Here is an 18,698-nt window from a genome sequence, read left to right on the forward strand (position 1 = left end):
ATCATCAGCAGAGAACCTATGGGGGGGCGGACTCGGCCATGACTGCCGTGACCGTAATGATTATCGATGACGACAAGCTTCTCCGGTACGGACTGCAACAGATCCTCGAATCTGCGGCAGACATTCAGGTATCTGCCGTATGTGACGGTCGAGACGCTGTCGAAATGGCAACCAGGCATTCCCCTGATATCGCGCTGGTCGATATTCGGATGCCGGATGTCAACGGCTTCGATGTTCTGACCGAATTGGGAAAGCTGGACAAGCCGCCGACGGTAGCCATGCTCACGGGATTTGGCAGCGACGAGGATGTTGCGCGGGCACTTTCTGCCGGTGCCGCCGGGTTCTTCCTCAAGGATGCTTCTCCGCATGAACTCATTCCCGGCGTCCGGCTGCTCGCAGCAGGGGGAAGCGCACTGTCAGCCGTGGTCGCGCGCTCGCTCGCGAACAACCACGCGCAGGCAGCCGCAGGACGCCATCGCTCTTCGGTGTCGGCGCCGGAGGAGGCAGCGAGTGGGACTCTCACTCCCAAGGAGCGGAATGTTCTTGGGCTGTTGCCCACAGGGATGTCGAACTCCGAAATCGCCCAGCAGCTTTCCATGAGCCGGTCCACCGTCAAGGACCACGTCAGCTCGATTCTCGCCAAGCTCGGCGTGTCCAATCGCGTTCAGGCCGCGATGGCCGCACACCGCGGCGCACCCCCCGCTGATGTGGCGACCCGGCACGCCGCGAGCGCCGTTCAGACCTCCCGTACATGAGAACCCGCCCTGCACCGTGGGTAATCGACGCCGCACTGGTAATGCTGTGCGCTGCTGAACTCTTCACGGTTCAGTCCCACGTGGGGCCGGTGGCCAATGCCACCTATCTGCTGGCCGTCGTCGCGCTGGCGTTCCGCAGGAAATGGCCCGTGCCAGTCGCCCTCGCCACAGTGCCCGCCGCCGCGAGCGGCTACCTCTGGCTGGCTCCGCTGTCCGCCCTCGGTACCGCTGCCGCGTTGGCACCGGCCCGGTTGGCTGTGTACAGCTGCGCCGCTTTGGTGTTCCTCGTCGGAGCCGCGCCCAAGTCCCTGATGGAGGCGCGCGACCGGACCGTAGATCAGTGGGCTGCGGCGTTGATCGGTCCGGCACTCTTCAGTATCGGGCCGACGGCTTTGGGTCAATCGGCACGTACGCGCCGTGAACTGGCGGTCAAGCTAAGGGAGCTCAGGCAGAGCGAGGAGCGGGAGCGGCGTCTCCACGTGGAAATGGCCGTGGTTGAGGAGCGTGCTCGGCTCGCTCGTGAAATGCACGACGGTGTCTCGCACCATGTGAGCTTGATCAATATTGAAGCTGCCCTGCTCGCATTGAAGTCGGTGGACGACGAAGCGAGGCTCCGAGCCCAGCGTATTGGAGAGCTCGGCGGTAAAGCGGTGGACGAACTCAGGGGAGTTCTGGGGGTGTTGCGGGGGACAGGCGCACATGGGCGGCTGCCGGGCCTCTCGGAGCTGCCCGAACTCATCAGCGCGAGCCGGCTGCCGGTACGGGCCGAGATCACCGTCTCGCCCGGTCTTCCAGGACTGACTCCTGAGGTCGAACTGGCCGCGTACCGGACGGTCCAGGAGTCCTTGACCAACGCCGCGAAGCACGCACCGAGCAGCGAAATCCGCGTGGAGGTGTCCACTCGGGCCCCGTACTCGTCCCTGCGAGTCGAAGTGGCCAACTCGCCCCGCACTGCCGCCCGCACCCCGAAGGACCAGCTGGAGAAAGAGTCGGGAAGGTCGTCCCACCTCGGTCTCATCGGCCTGCGTGAGCGAGCGGTCCGTCTGGGAGGAAGTATGCGGGCGCAGCCGCTTCCGGATGGAGGATTCTCCGTCCAGGTGTTGCTGCCGCTTCAGACGGCATCCGACAACTGACCGTTCTGGAGCGCCAGTCGGCCCCCGCCGCCTGGCGGGGTACGGCGCTCGCCGATCATCCTCCGGAATGACGAGGAGCTCTCTTCACGGCTGAAAGGATTCACCGAGAAGAGGGTCATCCATTGACGACGCCAGGCCTTATGGACCCGCCTTGTAGACCTGCCTCATAGACCTGCCTTACAGGCCTGCTTCAAGGCCTTACCTCAGACCTGATGAGCGTCGCGGAAGAACTCTTCTTTCATTCCTCGGGGGACGAGGACACACGGAGAACGACCAAGTTTTCGACGCCTCGTCGCGCTCCCGTGTGTCCTGCCCGCATGATGCACAACGGAGTTTACGTGAACCGTCAGAAGATTCGCATTGCCGCAGCCTCTGCTCTGGCTGCCGTCGCCTTCGGCGTCGCTGCCCCCGCGGCCCAGGCCGCGGAGTCCGGCCGTATCACTGCCTCTGCGGCAAGCGTGCAGTACGCCGACGCGGCTCGGCTCGCGACCTTGATCACCGCCAATCCGGCAGCCGCCACCAACGGCGAGGCCGGCCTGAACGCCGCTGCTGTCGCAGAGTTGCAGGACCAGCAGCAGGTTCTGCGGGCAAGCGCCAAGGTCGAGGCCGCCAAGGCGCTGCTCAAGAAGTCCGGTTCGCTGCTCAAGGGCGCCGTGAAGGCGGCGAAGAAGGGCGCTGACTCCTACCGCAAGTGGGTCGACAGCCTCTCGAACTTCAACCCGGTGAAGTGGACGCTGAAGGCGCTGCCGGGGGCCGTCCAGTACGAGCTCATCGACTGGCTCGCCAAGCAGGTCGGCTAACCAGACCTCCGCACGAAAACCTGGCCCGGCCGTCGCCGAGGCAGCCGGGCCGGACGCGGACCGACAGGAAACAAGAGGTTGATCATGGAAAAGACCACCGAGCGGAAGCGGACCGACAGCATTTGGGGTGCTGTCACAGTGCCTCTCCTGGCTGGATGGATCACCTTCCACATGCTGCCCAAGAACGCGACACCGGGATGGATCCTGTACTTCAGCGGTGTCGCCGCATTGCTCCTGGCCCACGGGTGGTTCGCCGCGCGCAGGACGTCGCCTGGAGTCGGCGGTGCAGTCGTCCCCCTCCTCTATGTCCTGCTCGGTGCCGTGTTCTGGCTCACCCGAACATGAGGACTCGCCACATGAACATCTCCCATCTCCGCGCCGCCGCCGCGACCGCGACCATCGCCGTCGCGCTCGGTGTGGCAGCTCCGGCCGCCTCGGCGGCAGAGACGCGTCACACCCGCGCGCCGGCTGCGTCCCTCACCGCGAACCAGGCACAGTCCGTCCTTGCCTCACCCGAACTGCGCCCGCACCTGACCGCTCCCGCACAGGCGAATCTTCAAGCCGTCGCGCAGGGTGCCACGACCCCGCAGATCCAGAAGAGCGCCGCCTCGGCCGCCGCGAAGGCAGCCCTGGCGGTCCTGAAAAAGGCGGGCGGCAAGGTCTGGGCCGGCGCCAAGTCGGCCGCGGCCAAGGGCTTCACTTCCTTCAAGAAGTGGATGGACGGTCTGCCGTGGTACCACCCTGCGCGGCTTGCCCTCGCGGCCCTGGGCACCGAAGGCATCAAGCAACTGATCAACCTGATCAACAACAGCTGATCACCTGACCTCTGGCGACGCTCATCGTCTTCAGGGGTCCAGGACTTCAGGACGACGTCCCCCTCCGGCTGGAGCAACACATCGGGCTCGAATGTTGCTCCGGCCGGTCCTGACCTGCCTGACCTGACCGACACTGAGAGCCCATGATCTTCTCCCAGGTATCTTCCAAGAGCGCCCCACACAACAGGTCAGGCCCGGTACTGATTTCTCAGTACCGGGCCTGACCTGTTGTTTTGGCTGTCGGGGTGGCGGGATTTGAACCCACGACCTCTTCGTCCCGAACGAAGCGCGCTGCCAAGCTGCGCTACACCCCGATGTCCACCGCGTTGCCGTGGCGACATCGATTACTTTAGCCCACCGGCGCGCGTAGGCGAAATCCGGTTTTCGGGGCCTCGCAGGTGGGGGCGTACGCGGTCCAGGGCGACCAGGGCCAGGGCCAGGGCGTAGAAGGCCAGGCCCAGGAGCAGGCAGTTCGTGGCGACAGAGGCGTAGCCGTGCTGGGCGACGTCCAGGAAGGGGTACGGGTAGCGGGCGGGGGTGCCGGGGGACAGGGCGGCGCCTCTGACCAGGGCGAAGACCAGGTATGCGGCGGGGTAGGCGAGCCACTGGGCGGCGTAGCGGAAGAGCAGGGCGCCGGGGGTGGTGAGGAGGAGCCAGTCCAGTACCGCGCCGAGGGGGGTGACGGTGTGGAGGAGCTGGTTGGAGAGCTGGCGCCAGCCGGTGAGGGCGTGGTCGGGGTCGTCGGTCATGGAGAAGCCGCTGGAGGCGTTGGCCAGGATCAGGTGGTAGACGAGGCCGGTGATCGCGATGAAGAGGAGTGCGCCGCCGGTCAGGCGGGGGGAGAGCGGTGGGCGTCCCTGCCAGGCGCGGGCGGCGGACCAGCCGGTGACCACGGCGAGGATCGCGTTCGACTGGATCGTGAAGTAGACCGGGACGCGCAGTGGGTCGCCGAGGGTCAGGTCGATGAGGATGCCGGTGACGGCGGCCAGGCACAGCAGCGCGCGGAAGGCGGCGGCGTAGCGGCGGCGGCGGGGCGGCACGACCGCTGAGGCGGGCACGCCCGTGGGGATCGGGGCGGTCATGATCCCCACGGTAGGGGAGTGGGGGTGGAGGGGCGCGGTGGGGATCACACCGCCGGGGTGGGGCCAGTACGCCGAGGGTGGGTTCACCCCGCCGAAGTGGCCCCCCTACGCCGCGTCGCCCCGCCCCCGTACCCCTTACCCCTTCTTCTCCACCAAGGTCAGGAGCGTCGCCTCCGGGGGGCAGGCGAAGCGGACGGGGGTGTAGCGGTTGGTGCCGCAGCCGGCGGAGACGTGGAGGTAGGAGCGGTGGCCGCCGGCGGTGTGGGTGGAGAGGCCCTTGACGCGGTCGGTGTCGAGGTCGCAGTTGGTGACCAGGGCGCCGTAGAAGGGGATGCAGAGCTGGCCGCCGTGGGTGTGGCCGGCCAGGATCAGCGGGTAGTTGTCGGCGGTGAAGGCGTCCAGGCTGCGGAGGTAGGGGGCGTGCACGACGGCGATGGAGAAGTCGGCGTTGGCGTCCGGGCCGCCCTCGACGGCGGAGTAGCGGTCGCGCTTGATGTGGGGGTCGTCCAGGCCGGTGAAGGCGAGGTCGAAGCCGTCGGCGGTGGGGAGCTTGAGGCTGCCGCGGGTGTTGGTGAGGTTGACCCAGCCGGCGGAGTCGAAGCCGTCGCGGAGGTCTTCCCACGGGTTGTGGACGGCGCCGACGACGGGCGGGTTGCCGTTCAGGCCGTGCTTGCCGTGGACCTTTTCGAGCAGGTAGCGGGCGGGGTTCTTCGGCTTCGGCCCGTAGTAGTCGTTGGAGCCGAAGACGTAGACGCCGGGGAACTCCATGAGCGGACCGAGTGCGTCCAGTACTTCCGGGACGCCCTCGGGGTCGGAGAGGTTGTCGCCGGTGTTGACCACGAAGTCGGGGCGCAGACCGGCCAGCGACTGGAGCCAGCGCTGCTTCTTGCGCTGGCCGCTGACCATGTGGATGTCGGAGACCTGGAGTACGCGCAGGGGGCGGGCGCCCGGTGGAAGTACGGGGATCGTCACCCGTCGGAGCCGGAAGGAGCGGGCCTCGAACCCTGCTGAGTAGGCGAGGCCGGCCGCGCCAACAGCCGTGATTGCCAGGGGTACTCCGTAACGTGCGCGCATGCGCCCCATCGTCGCAGACTGCCGCGGGGGCAGAGGCCGCGGTGGAAATGGGCGGGCGCGACGCCGCCGCGACCTGCCACACTTGCGTCATGACCACGCTCAAGTCCCAGCTGAAGGACGAACTCACCGCCGCCATCCGCGCGCGTGACGAACTCCGCTCCTCCACGCTCCGGCTCACCCTCGCCGCGATCCAGGTCGAGGAGGTCTCCGGCAAGGAGGCCCGCGAACTGACCGACGCCGAGGTCGAGAAGGTGATCGCCAAGGAGGCCAAGAAGCGCCGCGAGGCGGCCGACGCCTTCGCCAAGGGTGACCGTCCCGAGCAGGCCGCGCGGGAGAAGGCGGAGGGCGAGATCCTCGCCACGTATCTGCCGCAGCAGCTGAGTGACGACGAGCTGGACGGAATCGTCGCCGCCGCCGTCGCCGAGGCGAAGGCCGCGGGTGCCGAGGGTCCGCGTGCGATGGGCGCCGTCATGAAGATCGTCAACCCGAAGGTCGCGGGTCGCGCCGAGGGCGGCCGGGTGGCCGCGTCGGTGAAGCAGCTGCTTGCCGGCTGAGGTGGCCCGGGTACAGGGGCCTCAGAGGCAGCCGAGGTACACGTACAGGGACCGTAGAGGTAGCTGAGGTACACGCAGAAGGGGGCTCCACCCGATCCGGGTGGAGCCCCCTTCTGCTGTGCGTGCGGTTGCCCCGGCCCCCTCTGGGGCCGACTGCCGTCGCCTACGGCCAGGGGCCGACCGCCGTCGCCTACGGCCAGTTGCCGCCGAGAATGTCCGGCCAGCCGCCGTCGCCGCCACCGTTGTCCTGACCGCGGTCGCCGCCGTTGCCGCCGCCGTTGTCCTGGCCGCGGTTGTCGCCCGGGGGCTTGTTGTCGCCGCCCGGACGGTTCTTGTCCTTGTCCTTCCCCTTGTCCTTCTGGGGGTCGGGGATGTCGATGGTGTTGAACCGGGGCGCTTCCTTGCCGTCCAGCGCGCCGGTCATCGCGTCCTTCCAGATCGGACCCGGCACCTGACCGCCGTACACCTTCTCCTGGTACTCGCCGCCGATGGTGATGTTCTCCATCTTGACCTGCTGCGACGCACTGCCGACCCAGACGGCGCCGGACAGGTTCGGGGTGTAGCCGACGAACCAGGCGTTGCGGCGGGCGTCGGTGGTACCGGTCTTGCCCGCGTTGTCCCGGCCGTTCTCCAGGCCGGCCTGCTTACCCGTACCGGAGTCGACCACTCCGCGCAGCAGCGAGTTGATCGTGTCCGCGGTCTGCTCGGCCATCGCCAGCGAGCAGGAGGTCTTGGGGACCGGGAGCGTCTTACCGCCCGGGGCGGTGATCGCCTCGATGGCGATCGGCGTGCAGTACGTGCCCCGGTTGGCGAAGGCCGCGTACGCGCTGGACATGGTCAGCGGCGAGATACCGGTGGAACCCAGCGTCAGCGAGGACGGCACCTCGGGGATCTTCGAGCCGTCGCCCTGCACCAGACCGATCTTGTCGCTCAGCTGGGAGACCGGGCACATCCCGATGTCCTCCAGCATCTGGACGAAGTAGGTGTTGACCGACAGGTTCATCGCTTCCTTGAGCTCGTACGGTCCCACCTCCTTCTCGTCCTCGTTCTCCAGCTTGTACCCGCCGTTGTTGACCCACGGCTTTCCGCTGCAGGTGGAGACCTTCGCCGGGTAGGGCATCTGGTACGGCGCCGGGTAGCCCTGCGTCGGCGGCTTGCCCTGCTCCAGGGCGGCCGCGGCCAGGAACGGCTTGAAGGTCGAACCGGTCGGGAAGCCGAAGTTCGAGCCGCCCATCTGCTTGTTGACCGAGTAGTTGATCTGGGTCTCGTTGGTGTTGAAGCCGTACGGCTTCGACTGGCCCATCGCGAGGATCTTGCCGGTGCCGGGCTCGACCAGGGTGACCGCGGTGGCGACCTTGTCGCTCTTGTAGACGTGCTCCTTGATGGAGGCCTGCGTCGACTTCTGCGCCTTGGGGTCCAGGGTCGTGCGGATCGTCAGACCGCCCTGGTTCCAGACCTTGGCGCGGTCCTCCTTGGTCTTCCCGAAGACCGGGTCGTTGAGGAAGACCTCGCGCACGTAGTCGCAGTAGAAGCCGGCGCCGTTCACCGCGGTGATGCAGCCGTTCTTCGCCTTGCTGACCTTCAGCTTCAGCGGGGCGGCCTTCGCCCGGGCTGCCTCGTCGGGCGAGATCGCGCGGATGTCGGCCATCCGCTGGAGCACGATGTTGCGGCGCTTGGTGGCCTCGGCGGAGTCGTTGACCGGGTCGTACCGGGTCGGCGACTGGACGAGACCGGCCAGCATCGCGGCCTCCTCCAGCTTCAGGTCCTTGGCGTGCTTGCTGAAGTAACGCTGGGAAGCGGCCTCGACGCCGTACGACTGCTGACCGAAGAAGGTGATGTTGAGGTAGTTCTCCAGGATCTTCTTCTTGCCCAGTTCCTTCTCGACCTGGATCGCGAACTTCAGCTCGCGGATCTTGCGGCCGAGGGTCTGCTGGGTGGCCTGGGCGACCTTGTCGGGGTCGTCACCGGCCTCCTCGACGAAGACGTTCTTCACGTACTGCTGGGTCAGGGTGGAGGCACCCTGGGCGGTGCCGCCCTGCTGCACGTTGCGGTTGAGCGCGCGCAGCACGCCCTTGAGGTCGACCGCTCCGTGCTGGAAGAAGCGGTTGTCCTCGATCGCGACGATCGCCTTCTGCATGTACGGCGAGATGTCGGTGAGCGGGACCACCGTGCGGTCCCGGGAGTACACCGTGGCGATCTTGCCGCCCTTGCTGTCCAGGATCGTGGTGCGCTGGCTCAGCGGCGGACGCTTGAGGTTCGCGGGGATGGTGTCGAATTCCTCGACCGTGCCCTTGGCCGCCAGACCGAGCGCGCCGGCGGCGGGCAGGGCGATACCTGCCAGCACGGCTCCGGAGAGCACGCTGACACCGAGGAATTTGGCGGCCTGCTGGGTCCCCGTGAGACCCCCGCCCGAGCGCTTCTTTGCCATGGGGGCAGCCTACGTGTCCATTCGCCGGACACATGTAAAGGCTCTGGCCTAAGCTGCTCTCAACTGTCACGGCAGTGCCGTCCCGCATCAGTGCCGCGGGCGCCCCGAGTGACCCCGCGGTCGGTCCCGAGTCCACCGCGACAAAGCTGAACTGTCCTGATTCGTCGGGTAGATGACGCATGTCCCCAGGTCACTCCCCTGGGTGATCTGCCGCATACGCATAGTCCGTTCGGGCCATTCAAGATTGGGCCCGAAGGGGGTGTTGCGCTGTGCCCACCTTCCGTAACGTCCTCAACTGGCAGCGGTGAATATGCCGCTACCGCCGTGGGGGAGCCTCAATTCGGGAGAGGACGGCGCCGGGATGGGCTGGGTAACCGACTGGAGTGCGCAGGCAGCCTGCCGCACTACCGATCCGGATGAACTGTTCGTACAAGGAGCAGCGCAGAACCGGGCCAAGGCGGTGTGCACCGGATGTCCGGTGCGGACCGAGTGCCTGGCCGATGCGCTGGACAACCGCGTCGAATTCGGCGTGTGGGGTGGCATGACGGAGCGGGAACGCCGCGCGCTGCTGCGCAGGCGTCCGACGGTCACCTCGTGGCGCAGGCTCCTGGAGACCGCGCGCACGGAATACGAGCGCAGTGCGGGAATCCTGCCCGCGGTCCTTGAGGACGCCGAAGTCTTCGAGGAGGCGTACGCCGCGGTGGGCTAGCCCAATCGTGTCGGCTGGGCCAATCGTGTCGGCTGGGCCAAGCAGGTCGGCTGGGCCAATCGTGTCGGCCGGGCCAAGCAGGTCGGCTGGGCCAATCGTGTCGGCTGGGCCAAGCGGGTTGGCCGGGCCGATTGTGGTGGCCGGGTCACATCGTGGCGGCCGGCCCCGCGAGTGCGGAGCCGGACGAGAAGTGCACGAACTGCCTTCTGTGGAACCGAAGGTGACGGTGCGACAGGCGATCGCCGCAGCGTGCTGAGCGATGGCCCGTGGCAAACGACTACGGCGCGGGCGGGGATGCCTGGCCGGTCGCCAGCCGCTCACCGATGGCCCGCAGACCGACCAGATCGTGTACGTCTCCGGGCAGGGCGGCGACCTCGGTCACCGCCACCTCGGGGTGGAGCGCGGTAAAGCGGTCGCGCGTTCGCTGTTCGCGCGCGAGCACCTGCATGCGTTCGGCATGCAGCCGCAGCAGTCCCGCGGTCAGCTGCGCGACTTCGTCCTCGGTGCTGCCGTCGGCGGTGTTCTCGGCCTCTTCGGCATCCTTGATGTCGGCTTCTTCGGCACCGTCGGCGGGATCGATGGTGCCGTGGGCCACGGTCGGAGTCGTGCCCGCGGGGGAGACCGCGGAGTGCTCGGGAGGAGTGGCCGTGGAGCCACGAGGACCAGCATTCCCGTCCGGCTGATCCACAATGCCGGTCTCTTCAAGATTTTCCGCGGCGGTGAGCGCCCGCTGTGCCGACAGCTGAGGGGCGCCGCTGCCGTGCACCCGGTTGAGCACCAGACCGGCCAGTGGCATCTCCTCCGCCGCGAGCCGTTCCACGAAGTACGCAGCCTCGCGCAGCGCGTCCCGTTCCGGGGCGGCGACCACCAGGAACGACGTGCCGGGCGCCTGAAGCAGCCGGTACGTCGCGTCCGCGCGGGTCCGGAACCCGCCGAACATCGTGTCCATCGCCGCCACGAACGTCTGTACGTCACGCAGCAGTTGGCCGCCCATCAGCTTGCTGAGCGTCCCCGTCATCATCGACATGCCGACGTTGAGGAACTTCATCCCGGCCCGGCCGCCCACCTTCGCCGGAGCCATCAGTACCCGGATGAACTTCCCGTCCAGGAAGGAACCGAGCCGCTTGGGGGCGTCCAGGAAGTCGAGTGCGGACCTGCTCGGCGGGGTGTCCACGATGATCAGGTCCCACTGGTCGCCGGCCCGTAGCTGCCCCAGCTTCTCCATCGCCATGTACTCCTGCGTACCGGCGAACCCGGCCGACAGGGACTGGTAGAAGGGATTCTCCAGGATGGCGCGGGCCCGGTCCCCGTCCGCGTGCGCCTCGACGATCTCGTCGAAGGTGCGCTTCATGTCGAGCATCATGGCGTGCAGCTCGCCGCCCGCCGCGTCGTCGATGCCCTTGACCCGCCGGGGCACGTTGTCGAGCGAGTCGATTCCCATCGACTGGGCGAGCCTGCGCGCCGGGTCGATGGTCAGCACCACCGCGCGCCGCCCGCGCTCCGCCGCCCGCACGCCCAGCGCCGCCGCCGTGGTGGTCTTGCCGACGCCGCCGGAGCCGCAGCACACGATGATGCGGGTCGTGGGGTCGTCGAGCAGCGGGTCGACGTCCAGCGCCGGGGACACATTCATCCCGGCGGGGGCATCTGCCGTCGCCCTCGTCCCCGTCGCTGCTGCTGCCGTCGCTGCCGGTGCCGCTGACGCGTCCTTGCTCATGCCGCTCCCTGCGCCCGGTCCGTGCCCAGATGGGTACGGAGTGCCGCCGCCAGCCGGTAGAGCCCGGCCAGGTCCAACCCCTCGCCCAGCAACGGGAGTTCGTACGTCCGCAGCCCGATCCCGGCCAGTGCGGCCCGCTGCTCCCGCTCCAGCTCTACCCGCTGCGCGTGCTCCGCCGCCTGCTCCAGGAGCGGGTCCACCAACCGCTCCGCGAGCCCGCCGCGCCGCGCACCGCCCAGGCCGGCCCGGGACAGCGCCCGCGCCACGTCTGCCCGTCGCTCGCCCGCCGCCGTCCGCAGGGCGTCCCCGTCCACCAGGTGCGGGCGGACCATGTTCACGATGACGTTGCCGACCGGCAGTTCGGCGGCCCGAAGTTCGGCGATGCCGTCGGCGGTCTCCTGGACCGGCATCTCCTCCAGCAGCGTCACGAAGTGCACCGCCGTCTCCGGCGACTTGAGTACCCGCATCACGGCCTGCGCCTGGTTGTGTATCGGCCCGAACTTGGCCAGCCCCGCGACCTCGTCGTTCACATTCAGGAACTTGGTGATCCGGCCGGTGGGCGGGGCGTCCATCACCACGTAGTCGTAGACGTACGCGTTCTTCTTGTCCCGGCGGCGGACCGCCTCGCAGGCCTTGCCGGTCAGCAGGACGTCCCGCAGCCCCGGCGCGATGGTGGTCGCGAAGTCGATCGCGCCGAGCTTCTTCAGCGCCCGTCCGGCGCCCCCCAGCTTGTAGAACATCTGGAGGTAGTCGAGCAGTGCGCGTTCGGCGTCGATCGCGAGGGCGTACACCTCCCCGCCGCCCGACGCGACAGCGATCTTGCGCTCCTCGTACGGAAGGGCTTCCGTCTCGAAGAGCTGCGCGATGCCCTGTCTGCCCTCGACCTCCACCAGGAGGGTGCGTTTGCCCTCGGTGGCGAGGGCGAGCGCGAGTGCGGCGGCGACCGTGGTCTTGCCGGTACCGCCCTTGCCACTGACGACCTGGAGCCTGCTCACGTCTCCGAGCCTAACCAGTCACCCCGCGGTCCAATCAGGAGGCCGTCCTTCATCGCGTACGCAATGAAATACAGTCGGCCGCATGACCAAGTGGGAATACGCCACTGTGCCGCTTCTGGTACACGCGACGAAGCAGATTCTGGACACCTGGGGCGAGGACGGCTGGGAGCTCGTCCAGGTCGTGCCCGGACCGAACAACCCCGAGCAGCTGGTGGCCTACCTCAAGCGGGAGCGCGCCGCATGAGTGCCGTCGAGGAGAAGCTCGCCTCGCTCGGCTTGACCCTTCCGGAAGTGGTCCCGCCGCTCGCCGCGTACCAGCCGGCGGTGCAGTCCGGTGTGTACATCTACACCGCGGGCCAACTCCCGATGGTGGACGGCTCCCTGCCGGTCACCGGGAAGGTCGGTGCCGAGGTCACCCCCGAGGAGGCCAAGGACCTGGCGCGGATCTGCGCGCTGAACGCCCTGGCGGCCGTGAAGTCCGTCGCCGGTGACCTGGACCGCATCGCGCGCGTCGTGAAGGTCGTCGGCTTCGTGGCCTCGGCCCCCGACTTCACCGGCCAGCCCGCCGTGATCAATGGTACGAGCGAGCTGCTCGGCGAGGTCCTCGGCGACAAGGGCGTGCACGCCCGCAGCGCCGTCGGTGTCGCCGTGCTGCCGCTGGACGCCCCGGTCGAGGTCGAGATCCAGGTGGAACTCGTCTCCGAGTGACCGGACGGGGCCGGATGGATGCGGGATACAACTGCCTCTCGAACATCGAGGCGGTTGCCCGTAGCATCCGGCCATGTCCAATGGTCAGTGGTACCCGCCCGAATGGCCCGACCGCATCCGCGCGCTGGCAAGCGGCGAGCTCACCGCCGCGACCCCGAAGCGGGCCGCGACCGTGCTGCTGCTGAGTGACGGCGGCCACAGCGGAGGCGGCGGTGACAGCGGTACCAGCGATGACGCCGGCAACGTCGGTGCCGGCGGCAACGTCAGTGACGGCGGCATCCACCGCACCACCGGACTCTCCGTCCACATGCTGCGCAGACGCGCCTCCATGGCATTCGCCGGAGGCGCGTACGCGTATCCGGGCGGCGGCGTCGACCCCAGGGACGACGACTCGCTGGTCCGCTGGGCCGGACCCTCGCTTACCGAGTGGGCCGCACTGCTCGGCCTCGGCGACGACCTGGGCGGCGCGCAGGCGGTGGTCTGCGCGGCGGTGCGCGAGACCTTCGAGGAGGCGGGTGTACTGCTCGCCGGACCGACCCCGGACACCGTGGTCGACGACACCACCGGCGACGACTGGGAGGCGGACCGGCAGGCCCTGGTGGCCCGGGAGTTCGGCTTCGCGGAGTTCCTCGACCGCCGCAAGCTGGTGCTCAGGTCCGATCTGCTCGGCCCGTGGGCGCGCTGGATCACCCCGGAGTTCGAACCCAAGCGGTACGACACCTGGTTCTTCGTCGCCGCCCTGCCTGCCGGACAGCGCACCCGCAACGCCTCCACCGAGGCGGACCGGACCGTCTGGATCGCCCCCGAGCAGGCCGCCGCCGGCTACGACCGCGGCGAGCTCCTGATGATGCCGCCCACCATTTCCACCCTGCGCCAGCTCCAGCCGTACGGCACGGTGCCAGAGGTCCTGGCGGGCGCGGCCGGCCGGGACATGACGCCCGTGCTCGCACAGGCGCGGCTGGAGGGCGGCGAACTGGTGCTCAGCTGGCCGGGCCACGACGAGTTCACCAAGCACATCCCCGCCGGAGGCCCCCAGTGACGGACGCGGCCGCCCTGCCGGGCCAGCCCCGGGGCGGGGTGCTCTCCGGCCCCGCCTCCGCACGCGCGGTGAACGTCCTCGCCCCCAACGCGTCCGCGATGACGCTCGACGGCACCAACACCTGGATCGTGTCCGAGCCGGACTCGGACCTGGCCGTCGTCGTGGACCCGGGCCCCCTGGACGACGTACACCTGCGAGCCGTACTCGCGACGGCCGAGAAGGGGGGCAAGCGGGTTGCCCTGACCCTGCTGACGCACGGCCACCCGGATCACGCGGAGGGCGCCGCACGGTTCGCGGAGCTGACCCGGTCCCCGGTGCGGGCGCTGGACCCCGCACTGCGGCTCGGCGACGAGGGGCTCGGGGCCGGGGACGTGATCACCACGGGCGGGCTGGAGATGCGGGTGGTGCCCGCACCGGGGCACACCGCGGACTCGCTGTGCTTCCATCTTCCCGCCGACCAGGCGGTGTTGACGGGTGACACCATCCTCGGCCGCGGCACGACGGTGGTGGCGCACCCGGACGGGCGGCTGGGGGACTACCTCGACTCGTTGCGGCGGCTGCGGTCGCTGACGGTGGACGACGGGGTGCGGCTAGTCCTGCCGGGGCACGGACCCGTGCTCGAAGACGCCCAGGGCGCGGTCGAGTTCTACCTGGCACACCGGGCGAACCGGCTGGCGCAGGTGGAGACGGCGGTGGAGAACGGGCACGTGAGTGCGTCCGAGGTGGTGGCGCATGTGTACCGGGACGTGGACCGTTCGCTGTGGCCGGCCGCCGAACTCTCCGTACGGGCGCAGCTGGAGTATCTGCGCGAGCACGGCCTGATCTGACGCCGTACCACTGAATCTTCCCTGTGCAGTTCACAAGCTGCGGGGGCTCGAAGACCCTTCGACCTGCTGAACTTCATTACGCCCGCGGGGCCTTGGTGCCGTGCAGCGCGAGGTATTCACCTGCCATCCACGGACCGAGATCCTCGGTGTACATCTGGAGAACGGACGGATCACCCACAGGGTTCCCGGCGTTCTCCGCGACTTTCCTCATCCGCCCGCCGCGCTCCGGGCAGTAGCGCCCGAACACCTCGGCGCAAGGGAACCTTCCCGCTCGATGAACGGATGCCTCATCGTTCCCACCACTCCATCGCCGCTCATGGCTTACGCTCCGCCTACATTGGCGTCGCGTTTCCTCGGGGGGAACCATCGTGTTCGTACTGTCCGTCCTGCTGGTCATAGCTGCGGTGGTGCTCTTCTTCGTGGGGCGGTCGCAGGACTCCCGCGGGCTGAAGCTCGGGGCCGTCGGGGCGTTGCTTGCCGGGCTGATCGCGGGGATATCGAGTTCGCTGTACGTGATGAGCGCGTACGAGGTCGGAGTGCCGGTCACCTTCGGGAAGGTCGGTGGGCCGATGGTGTCGGGGATGCACATCCGCTCGCCCTTCACCACGGTCACCTCCTTCTCCACCCGCCCCGTGGACCTCAATCTGTCCGACAAGGACGTGGTGGAGGTGCGGTCCTCGCAGGGCGGTGTGATGGAGGTCGAGGTGACCGTGAAGTGGGCGGTGACCCCGGAGAAGGTGGTGGAGCTGTACCGCCTGGCGGGCAGCGAGGAGTCCGTGCAGCAGCGTCTGGTGCAGCCGGACAGCCGCGAGATCATCCGCAATGTGTTCGCCCGGCACACGAGCGAGCAGGGCTACTCCTCGGCCCGCGAGAAGATCAACGCCGAGATCGGGGAACTGATCAAGGAGCGGCTGGCCCCGCGCGGAATCGCCGTCACCGCGGTCAACCTGCGCAATGTGAAGCCCTCCGCCCAGCTTCAGAGCCAGATCGACCGCAAGATCCAGCAGCAGCAGGCCACCGAGCGGGCCGACGAGGCCACCAAGACGGCCACCGCCGAAGCCAGGACCAGGAAGATCGAGGCCGAGGGCATCGCCCAGGCCAACCGCATCCTGAACAACTCCCTCTCCGACAAGGTCCTCGCCAACCAGTGCATCGAGGCCTACAAGGAGGCCGCGAAGACCCACCCGGTGTACGCGGTGCCGTGCGGGACCGGGAGCAGGACTCCGGTGATCGTGGGCAAGGACTGAGAGCTTCCACGGGTACGACGACGGGGATCTTCCACGGGTACGACGACGGGCGGGCCACCTCCGGCAAAGGAGGTGGCCCGCCCGTCGTCGTACGAGAAGCCCCGTGCGTGTGCGTAAAGCCGTCAGCGCGAGCGCTTCGCGAGGCGCTCCACGTCCAGCAGGATCACGGCACGGGCCTCCAGGCGGAGCCAGCCGCGGCCCGCGAAGTCGGCGAGGGCCTTGTTGACCGTCTCGCGGGAGGCGCCGACCAGCTGGGCCAGCTCTTCCTGCGTGAGGTCGTGCACGACGTGGATGCCCTCCTCGGACTGCACGCCGAAGCGGCGCGACAGGTCCAGGAGTGCGCGGGCGACTCGGCCCGGCACGTCGGAGAAGACCAGGTCGGACATCTGGTCGTTGGTCTTGCGCAGCCTGCGGGCCACGGCGCGCAGCAGCGCGGTGGCGACCTCGGGCCGTACGTTCAGCCAGGGCTGGAGGTCGCCGTGGCCGAGGCCCAGCAGCTTGACCTCGGTCAGGGCCGTCGAGGTGGCGGTGCGCGGGCCCGGGTCGAACAGCGAGAGCTCGCCGATCAGCTCGCCGGGGCCGAGCACGGCCAGCATGTTCTCGCGGCCGTCGGGGGAGGTGCGGTGGAGCTTCACCTTGCCGTCGGTCACTACATAGAGGCGGTCGCCGGGGTCGCCCTCGTGGAACAGGGCGTCCCCGCGTGCGAGGGTCACCTCACTCATCGAGGCGCGCAGCTCCGCGGCCTGCTCGTCATCGAGCGCCGCGAAGAGCGGGGCGCGCCGCAGAACGTCGTCCACGTGTTCTCTCCTTGTCGACCTGCTCAGGGGACCTGGGTCCCCATGATGCCGGACGGTAAAACAGTGCGATCAATCACTAAGGATGACTTACCGGCGGGGCTGGTTGTGCTTCAGGGGGCCGATTGGGTGGGCATTCGGCTGTGACCAAGGCGGATGTCAGTGCCTGCCCCTAGGCTGGTCGAGTGTCCAACAAGCCGGTGAGAGCGCAGGTCAAGGGGGCCGGACAGGTGACAGCGAGCCGTAATTCCGCCGTGGGCGAACAGGCTGTGGCGAAGCCGAAGAAAGTTGCGAAAAAGGCGGCGGGGAAGCCGGAGACGCATCTCGGCATGGTGCGGCGCGCCCGCAGGATCAACCGTGAGCTGGCCGAGGTCTATCCATATGCCCATCCGGAACTGGACTTCGAGAACCCGTTCCAGCTCCTCGTGGCGACGGTGCTGTCCGCGCAGACCACCGACTTGCGGGTGAACCAGACCACCCCGGCGCTCTTCGCCAAGTACCCGACCCCCGAGGACCTGGCCGCGGCCGTGCCCGAGGAGGTCGAGGAGATCCTGCGGCCGACCGGGTTCTTCCGGGCCAAGACGCGGTCCGCGATGGGGCTGGCGCAGGCGATCAGGGACGACTTCGGCGGGGAGGTGCCGGGGCGTCTTGAGGACCTGGTGAAGCTTCCCGGCGTGGGGCGCAAGACCGCCAATGTGGTCCTCGGGAACTACTTCGGGGTCCCCGGGATCACCGTCGACACCCACTTCGGCCGTCTGGTGCGGCGTTGGAAGTGGACCGACGAGGAGGACCCGGTGAAGGTCGAGGCGGTGGTCGCGGAGATCTTCCCGAAGAGCGAGTGGACGATGCTCTCGCACCGCGTCGTCTTCCACGGCCGCCGGATCTGCCACGCCCGCAAGCCCGCCTGCGGGGCCTGCCCGATCGCCGCGCTCTGCCCGTCGTACGGCGAGGGCGAGACCGACCCGGAGAAGGCCGAGAAGCTGCTCAAGTACGAGAAGGGCGGCTACCCGGGGCAGCGGCTGAATCCCCCGCAGTCGTACCTGGACGCGGGCGGGAAGCCCGCGCTGCCCTTGGGAGCGGTGGGAGCGGTGGGAGCGGGGAAGGCTGGGGACGCGGTGCAGGCGGCGCCGGTCGGCGAGGCGGCGAAGACGGCTCGGACGGGGAAGGCGGGGAAGGCGGGGAAGGCGAGTAAGTGACGGATTCGGACGGCGGAATCCGGAACGATCGTGACGGGGGCGGACGTTGGGAGATTACGGGGGTGCCCATGAGACGTACAGGAGCGGCAAGCGCCGCAGGTGAGGCGTACGGAAGCGCGGCCGGTTCTGTCGGTACCGCGGGTCCGGCGGCCGGGATTTCGTCGGTCGACGTCACCGACCGCGGCCTGCCTGCCTGGCTGGACCCCGTGGCCACGGTGGCGCGTGGGATCCGCCCGGAGCAGCTCAGCGCGTTCCTGCCGCCCGAGGGCGGCGGAGGGCGGCAGTCCGCCGTTCTGGTGCTCTTCGGCGAGGGGGCCCGGGGTCCTGAGCTGTTGCTGATGGAGCGGGCGAGCAGCCTCCGCTCGCACGCGGGGCAGATTTCCTTTCCCGGTGGTGCGCTGGACCCCGAGGACGGCGACCCGGAGGCCGAGGGGCCGCTCAGGGCGGCGCTGCGGGAGGCCGAGGAGGAGACCGGACTCGACCCGTCCGGTGTCCAGGTCTTCGGCGTGCTGCCGCGGCTCTACATCCCGGTCAGCGGCTTTGTGGTGACGCCCGTGCTGGGCTGGTGGCGCGCTCCGAGCCCGATCGGCGCCGTCGACCAGGCCGAGACGGCCCGGGTCTTCACGACGCCTGTGGAATACCTCACCGACCCGGTGAACCGGGCGACCAGCGTGCATCCGCGCGGGCACCGGGGCCCGGCCTTCCTCCTGGACGACGCGCTGCTCTGGGGTTTCACCGCCGGGGTGGTCGACAAGGTGCTGCACTTCGCGGGCTGGGAGCGGCCCTGGGACCGCTCTCGGGAGGTCCCGCTCGACTGGCACGCATGAC

20 protein-coding genes and 1 tRNA gene are annotated in these 18,698 nt (G+C 68.8%); 14 read left to right on the plus strand and 7 right to left on the minus strand.

Features of this window, described 5'->3' with window-relative positions; genetic code table 11:
• Window positions 1–38: 38 nt before the first annotated feature.
• The 5 genes from ACIA73_RS12575 to ACIA73_RS12595 all read left to right on the plus strand — a co-directional run bounded on the left by ACIA73_RS12575 (window position 39) and on the right by ACIA73_RS12595 (window position 3,503).
• A complete protein-coding gene (locus ACIA73_RS12575) occupies window positions 39–755 on the plus strand; it encodes a response regulator (RefSeq protein ID WP_399438407.1) in 717 nt (238 codons plus the stop codon).
• The gene (locus ACIA73_RS12580; RefSeq protein ID WP_399438408.1) at window positions 752–1,888 is read left to right on the plus strand and encodes a sensor histidine kinase; all 1,137 of its coding nucleotides are present in this window, start codon (window positions 752–754) and stop codon (window positions 1,886–1,888) included. The genes ACIA73_RS12575 and ACIA73_RS12580 overlap by 4 nt, the downstream gene beginning before the upstream one ends.
• Before the next feature lie 338 nt (window positions 1,889–2,226).
• On the plus strand, window positions 2,227–2,688 hold the full coding sequence (locus ACIA73_RS12585) for a hypothetical protein (protein WP_399438409.1): 462 nt from the start codon (window positions 2,227–2,229) through the stop codon (window positions 2,686–2,688).
• Window positions 2,689–2,772: 84 nt separating this feature from the next.
• Window positions 2,773–3,033: a hypothetical protein gene (locus ACIA73_RS12590; RefSeq protein ID WP_399438410.1), complete on the plus strand. Its 261-nt coding sequence runs from the start codon at window positions 2,773–2,775 to the stop codon at window positions 3,031–3,033.
• 11 nt (window positions 3,034–3,044) lie between these two features.
• The gene (locus ACIA73_RS12595) at window positions 3,045–3,503 is read left to right on the plus strand and encodes a hypothetical protein (protein ID WP_399438411.1); all 459 of its coding nucleotides are present in this window, start codon (window positions 3,045–3,047) and stop codon (window positions 3,501–3,503) included.
• Window positions 3,504–3,743: 240 nt separating this feature from the next.
• Here the strand turns inward: ACIA73_RS12595 and ACIA73_RS12600 are convergent.
• The 3 genes from ACIA73_RS12600 to ACIA73_RS12610 form a co-directional block, all read right to left on the minus strand.
• Window positions 3,744–3,817, minus strand: a tRNA-Pro gene (locus ACIA73_RS12600).
• A 30-nt stretch (window positions 3,818–3,847) separates the two neighbouring features.
• Entirely contained in the window at window positions 3,848–4,585 is a 738-nt protein-coding gene (locus ACIA73_RS12605; RefSeq protein WP_399438412.1) for a Pr6Pr family membrane protein, read from the minus strand.
• Window positions 4,586–4,720: 135 nt separating this feature from the next.
• Window positions 4,721–5,659 carry a metallophosphoesterase gene (locus ACIA73_RS12610; RefSeq protein WP_399438413.1) on the minus strand — a complete coding sequence of 313 codons (939 nt, stop codon included), beginning with the start codon at window positions 5,657–5,659 and terminating at the stop codon, window positions 4,721–4,723.
• A gap of 89 nt (window positions 5,660–5,748) precedes the next feature.
• On the opposite strand from ACIA73_RS12610, the gene ACIA73_RS12615 reads away from it, so the two are divergent.
• Window positions 5,749–6,213, plus strand: coding sequence for a GatB/YqeY domain-containing protein (locus tag ACIA73_RS12615; RefSeq protein ID WP_399438414.1), 465 nt, complete (start codon window positions 5,749–5,751; stop codon window positions 6,211–6,213).
• A gap of 190 nt (window positions 6,214–6,403) precedes the next feature.
• Here the strand turns inward: ACIA73_RS12615 and ACIA73_RS12620 are convergent, their stop codons facing one another.
• Window positions 6,404–8,641, minus strand: a complete 2,238-nt coding sequence (locus tag ACIA73_RS12620) for a transglycosylase domain-containing protein (RefSeq protein ID WP_399438415.1) — start codon at window positions 8,639–8,641, stop codon at window positions 6,404–6,406.
• A 361-nt stretch (window positions 8,642–9,002) separates the two neighbouring features.
• On the opposite strand from ACIA73_RS12620, the gene ACIA73_RS12625 reads away from it, so the two are divergent.
• Window positions 9,003–9,350 carry a WhiB family transcriptional regulator gene (locus ACIA73_RS12625; protein ID WP_399438416.1) on the plus strand — a complete coding sequence of 116 codons (348 nt, stop codon included), beginning with the start codon at window positions 9,003–9,005 and terminating at the stop codon, window positions 9,348–9,350.
• Window positions 9,351–9,627: 277 nt separating this feature from the next.
• Here ACIA73_RS12625 and ACIA73_RS12630 read toward each other — a convergent pair whose 3' ends face one another.
• Both ACIA73_RS12630 and ACIA73_RS12635 read right to left on the minus strand, forming a co-directional pair.
• A complete protein-coding gene (locus ACIA73_RS12630; RefSeq protein ID WP_399438590.1) occupies window positions 9,628–10,980 on the minus strand; it encodes an ArsA family ATPase in 1,353 nt (450 codons plus the stop codon).
• Window positions 10,981–11,060: 80 nt separating this feature from the next.
• Window positions 11,061–12,059 carry an ArsA family ATPase gene (locus ACIA73_RS12635; RefSeq protein WP_399438418.1) on the minus strand — a complete coding sequence of 333 codons (999 nt, stop codon included), beginning with the start codon at window positions 12,057–12,059 and terminating at the stop codon, window positions 11,061–11,063.
• 82 nt (window positions 12,060–12,141) lie between these two features.
• On the opposite strand from ACIA73_RS12635, the gene ACIA73_RS12640 reads away from it, so the two are divergent.
• From ACIA73_RS12640 to ACIA73_RS12660, 5 genes are all read left to right on the plus strand, one after another.
• Complete coding sequence (locus ACIA73_RS12640; protein WP_107018142.1) at window positions 12,142–12,303, plus strand: DUF4177 domain-containing protein; 162 nt, start codon at window positions 12,142–12,144, stop codon at window positions 12,301–12,303.
• Entirely contained in the window at window positions 12,300–12,767 is a 468-nt protein-coding gene (locus ACIA73_RS12645; RefSeq protein ID WP_399438419.1) for a RidA family protein, read from the plus strand. The genes ACIA73_RS12640 and ACIA73_RS12645 overlap by 4 nt, the downstream gene beginning before the upstream one ends.
• A gap of 73 nt (window positions 12,768–12,840) precedes the next feature.
• Entirely contained in the window at window positions 12,841–13,806 is a 966-nt protein-coding gene (locus ACIA73_RS12650) for an NUDIX hydrolase (protein ID WP_399438420.1), read from the plus strand.
• Complete coding sequence (locus ACIA73_RS12655; RefSeq protein WP_399438421.1) at window positions 13,803–14,633, plus strand: MBL fold metallo-hydrolase; 831 nt, start codon at window positions 13,803–13,805, stop codon at window positions 14,631–14,633. The genes ACIA73_RS12650 and ACIA73_RS12655 overlap by 4 nt, the downstream gene beginning before the upstream one ends.
• Window positions 14,634–15,001: 368 nt before the next feature.
• Window positions 15,002–15,880, plus strand: coding sequence for a prohibitin family protein (locus tag ACIA73_RS12660; protein ID WP_399438422.1), 879 nt, complete (start codon window positions 15,002–15,004; stop codon window positions 15,878–15,880).
• A gap of 122 nt (window positions 15,881–16,002) precedes the next feature.
• On the opposite strand, the gene ACIA73_RS12665 is transcribed toward ACIA73_RS12660, so the two are convergent.
• Window positions 16,003–16,677 carry a Crp/Fnr family transcriptional regulator gene (locus ACIA73_RS12665; protein ID WP_399438423.1) on the minus strand — a complete coding sequence of 225 codons (675 nt, stop codon included), beginning with the start codon at window positions 16,675–16,677 and terminating at the stop codon, window positions 16,003–16,005.
• A 251-nt stretch (window positions 16,678–16,928) separates the two neighbouring features.
• Here ACIA73_RS12665 and nth point away from each other — a divergent pair, with 251 nt between their 5' ends.
• Window positions 16,929–17,870, plus strand: a complete 942-nt coding sequence (nth, locus tag ACIA73_RS12670; protein WP_399438424.1) for an endonuclease III — start codon at window positions 16,929–16,931, stop codon at window positions 17,868–17,870.
• A gap of 68 nt (window positions 17,871–17,938) precedes the next feature.
• Window positions 17,939–18,697: an NUDIX hydrolase gene (locus tag ACIA73_RS12675; protein WP_399438425.1), complete on the plus strand. Its 759-nt coding sequence runs from the start codon at window positions 17,939–17,941 to the stop codon at window positions 18,695–18,697.
• The last annotated feature ends 1 nt before the right edge of the window (window position 18,698 follow it).

This window comes from Streptomyces sp. NPDC051561 (genome assembly GCF_044454195.1).
In the GTDB taxonomy this organism is placed as follows: domain Bacteria; phylum Actinomycetota; class Actinomycetes; order Streptomycetales; family Streptomycetaceae; genus Streptomyces.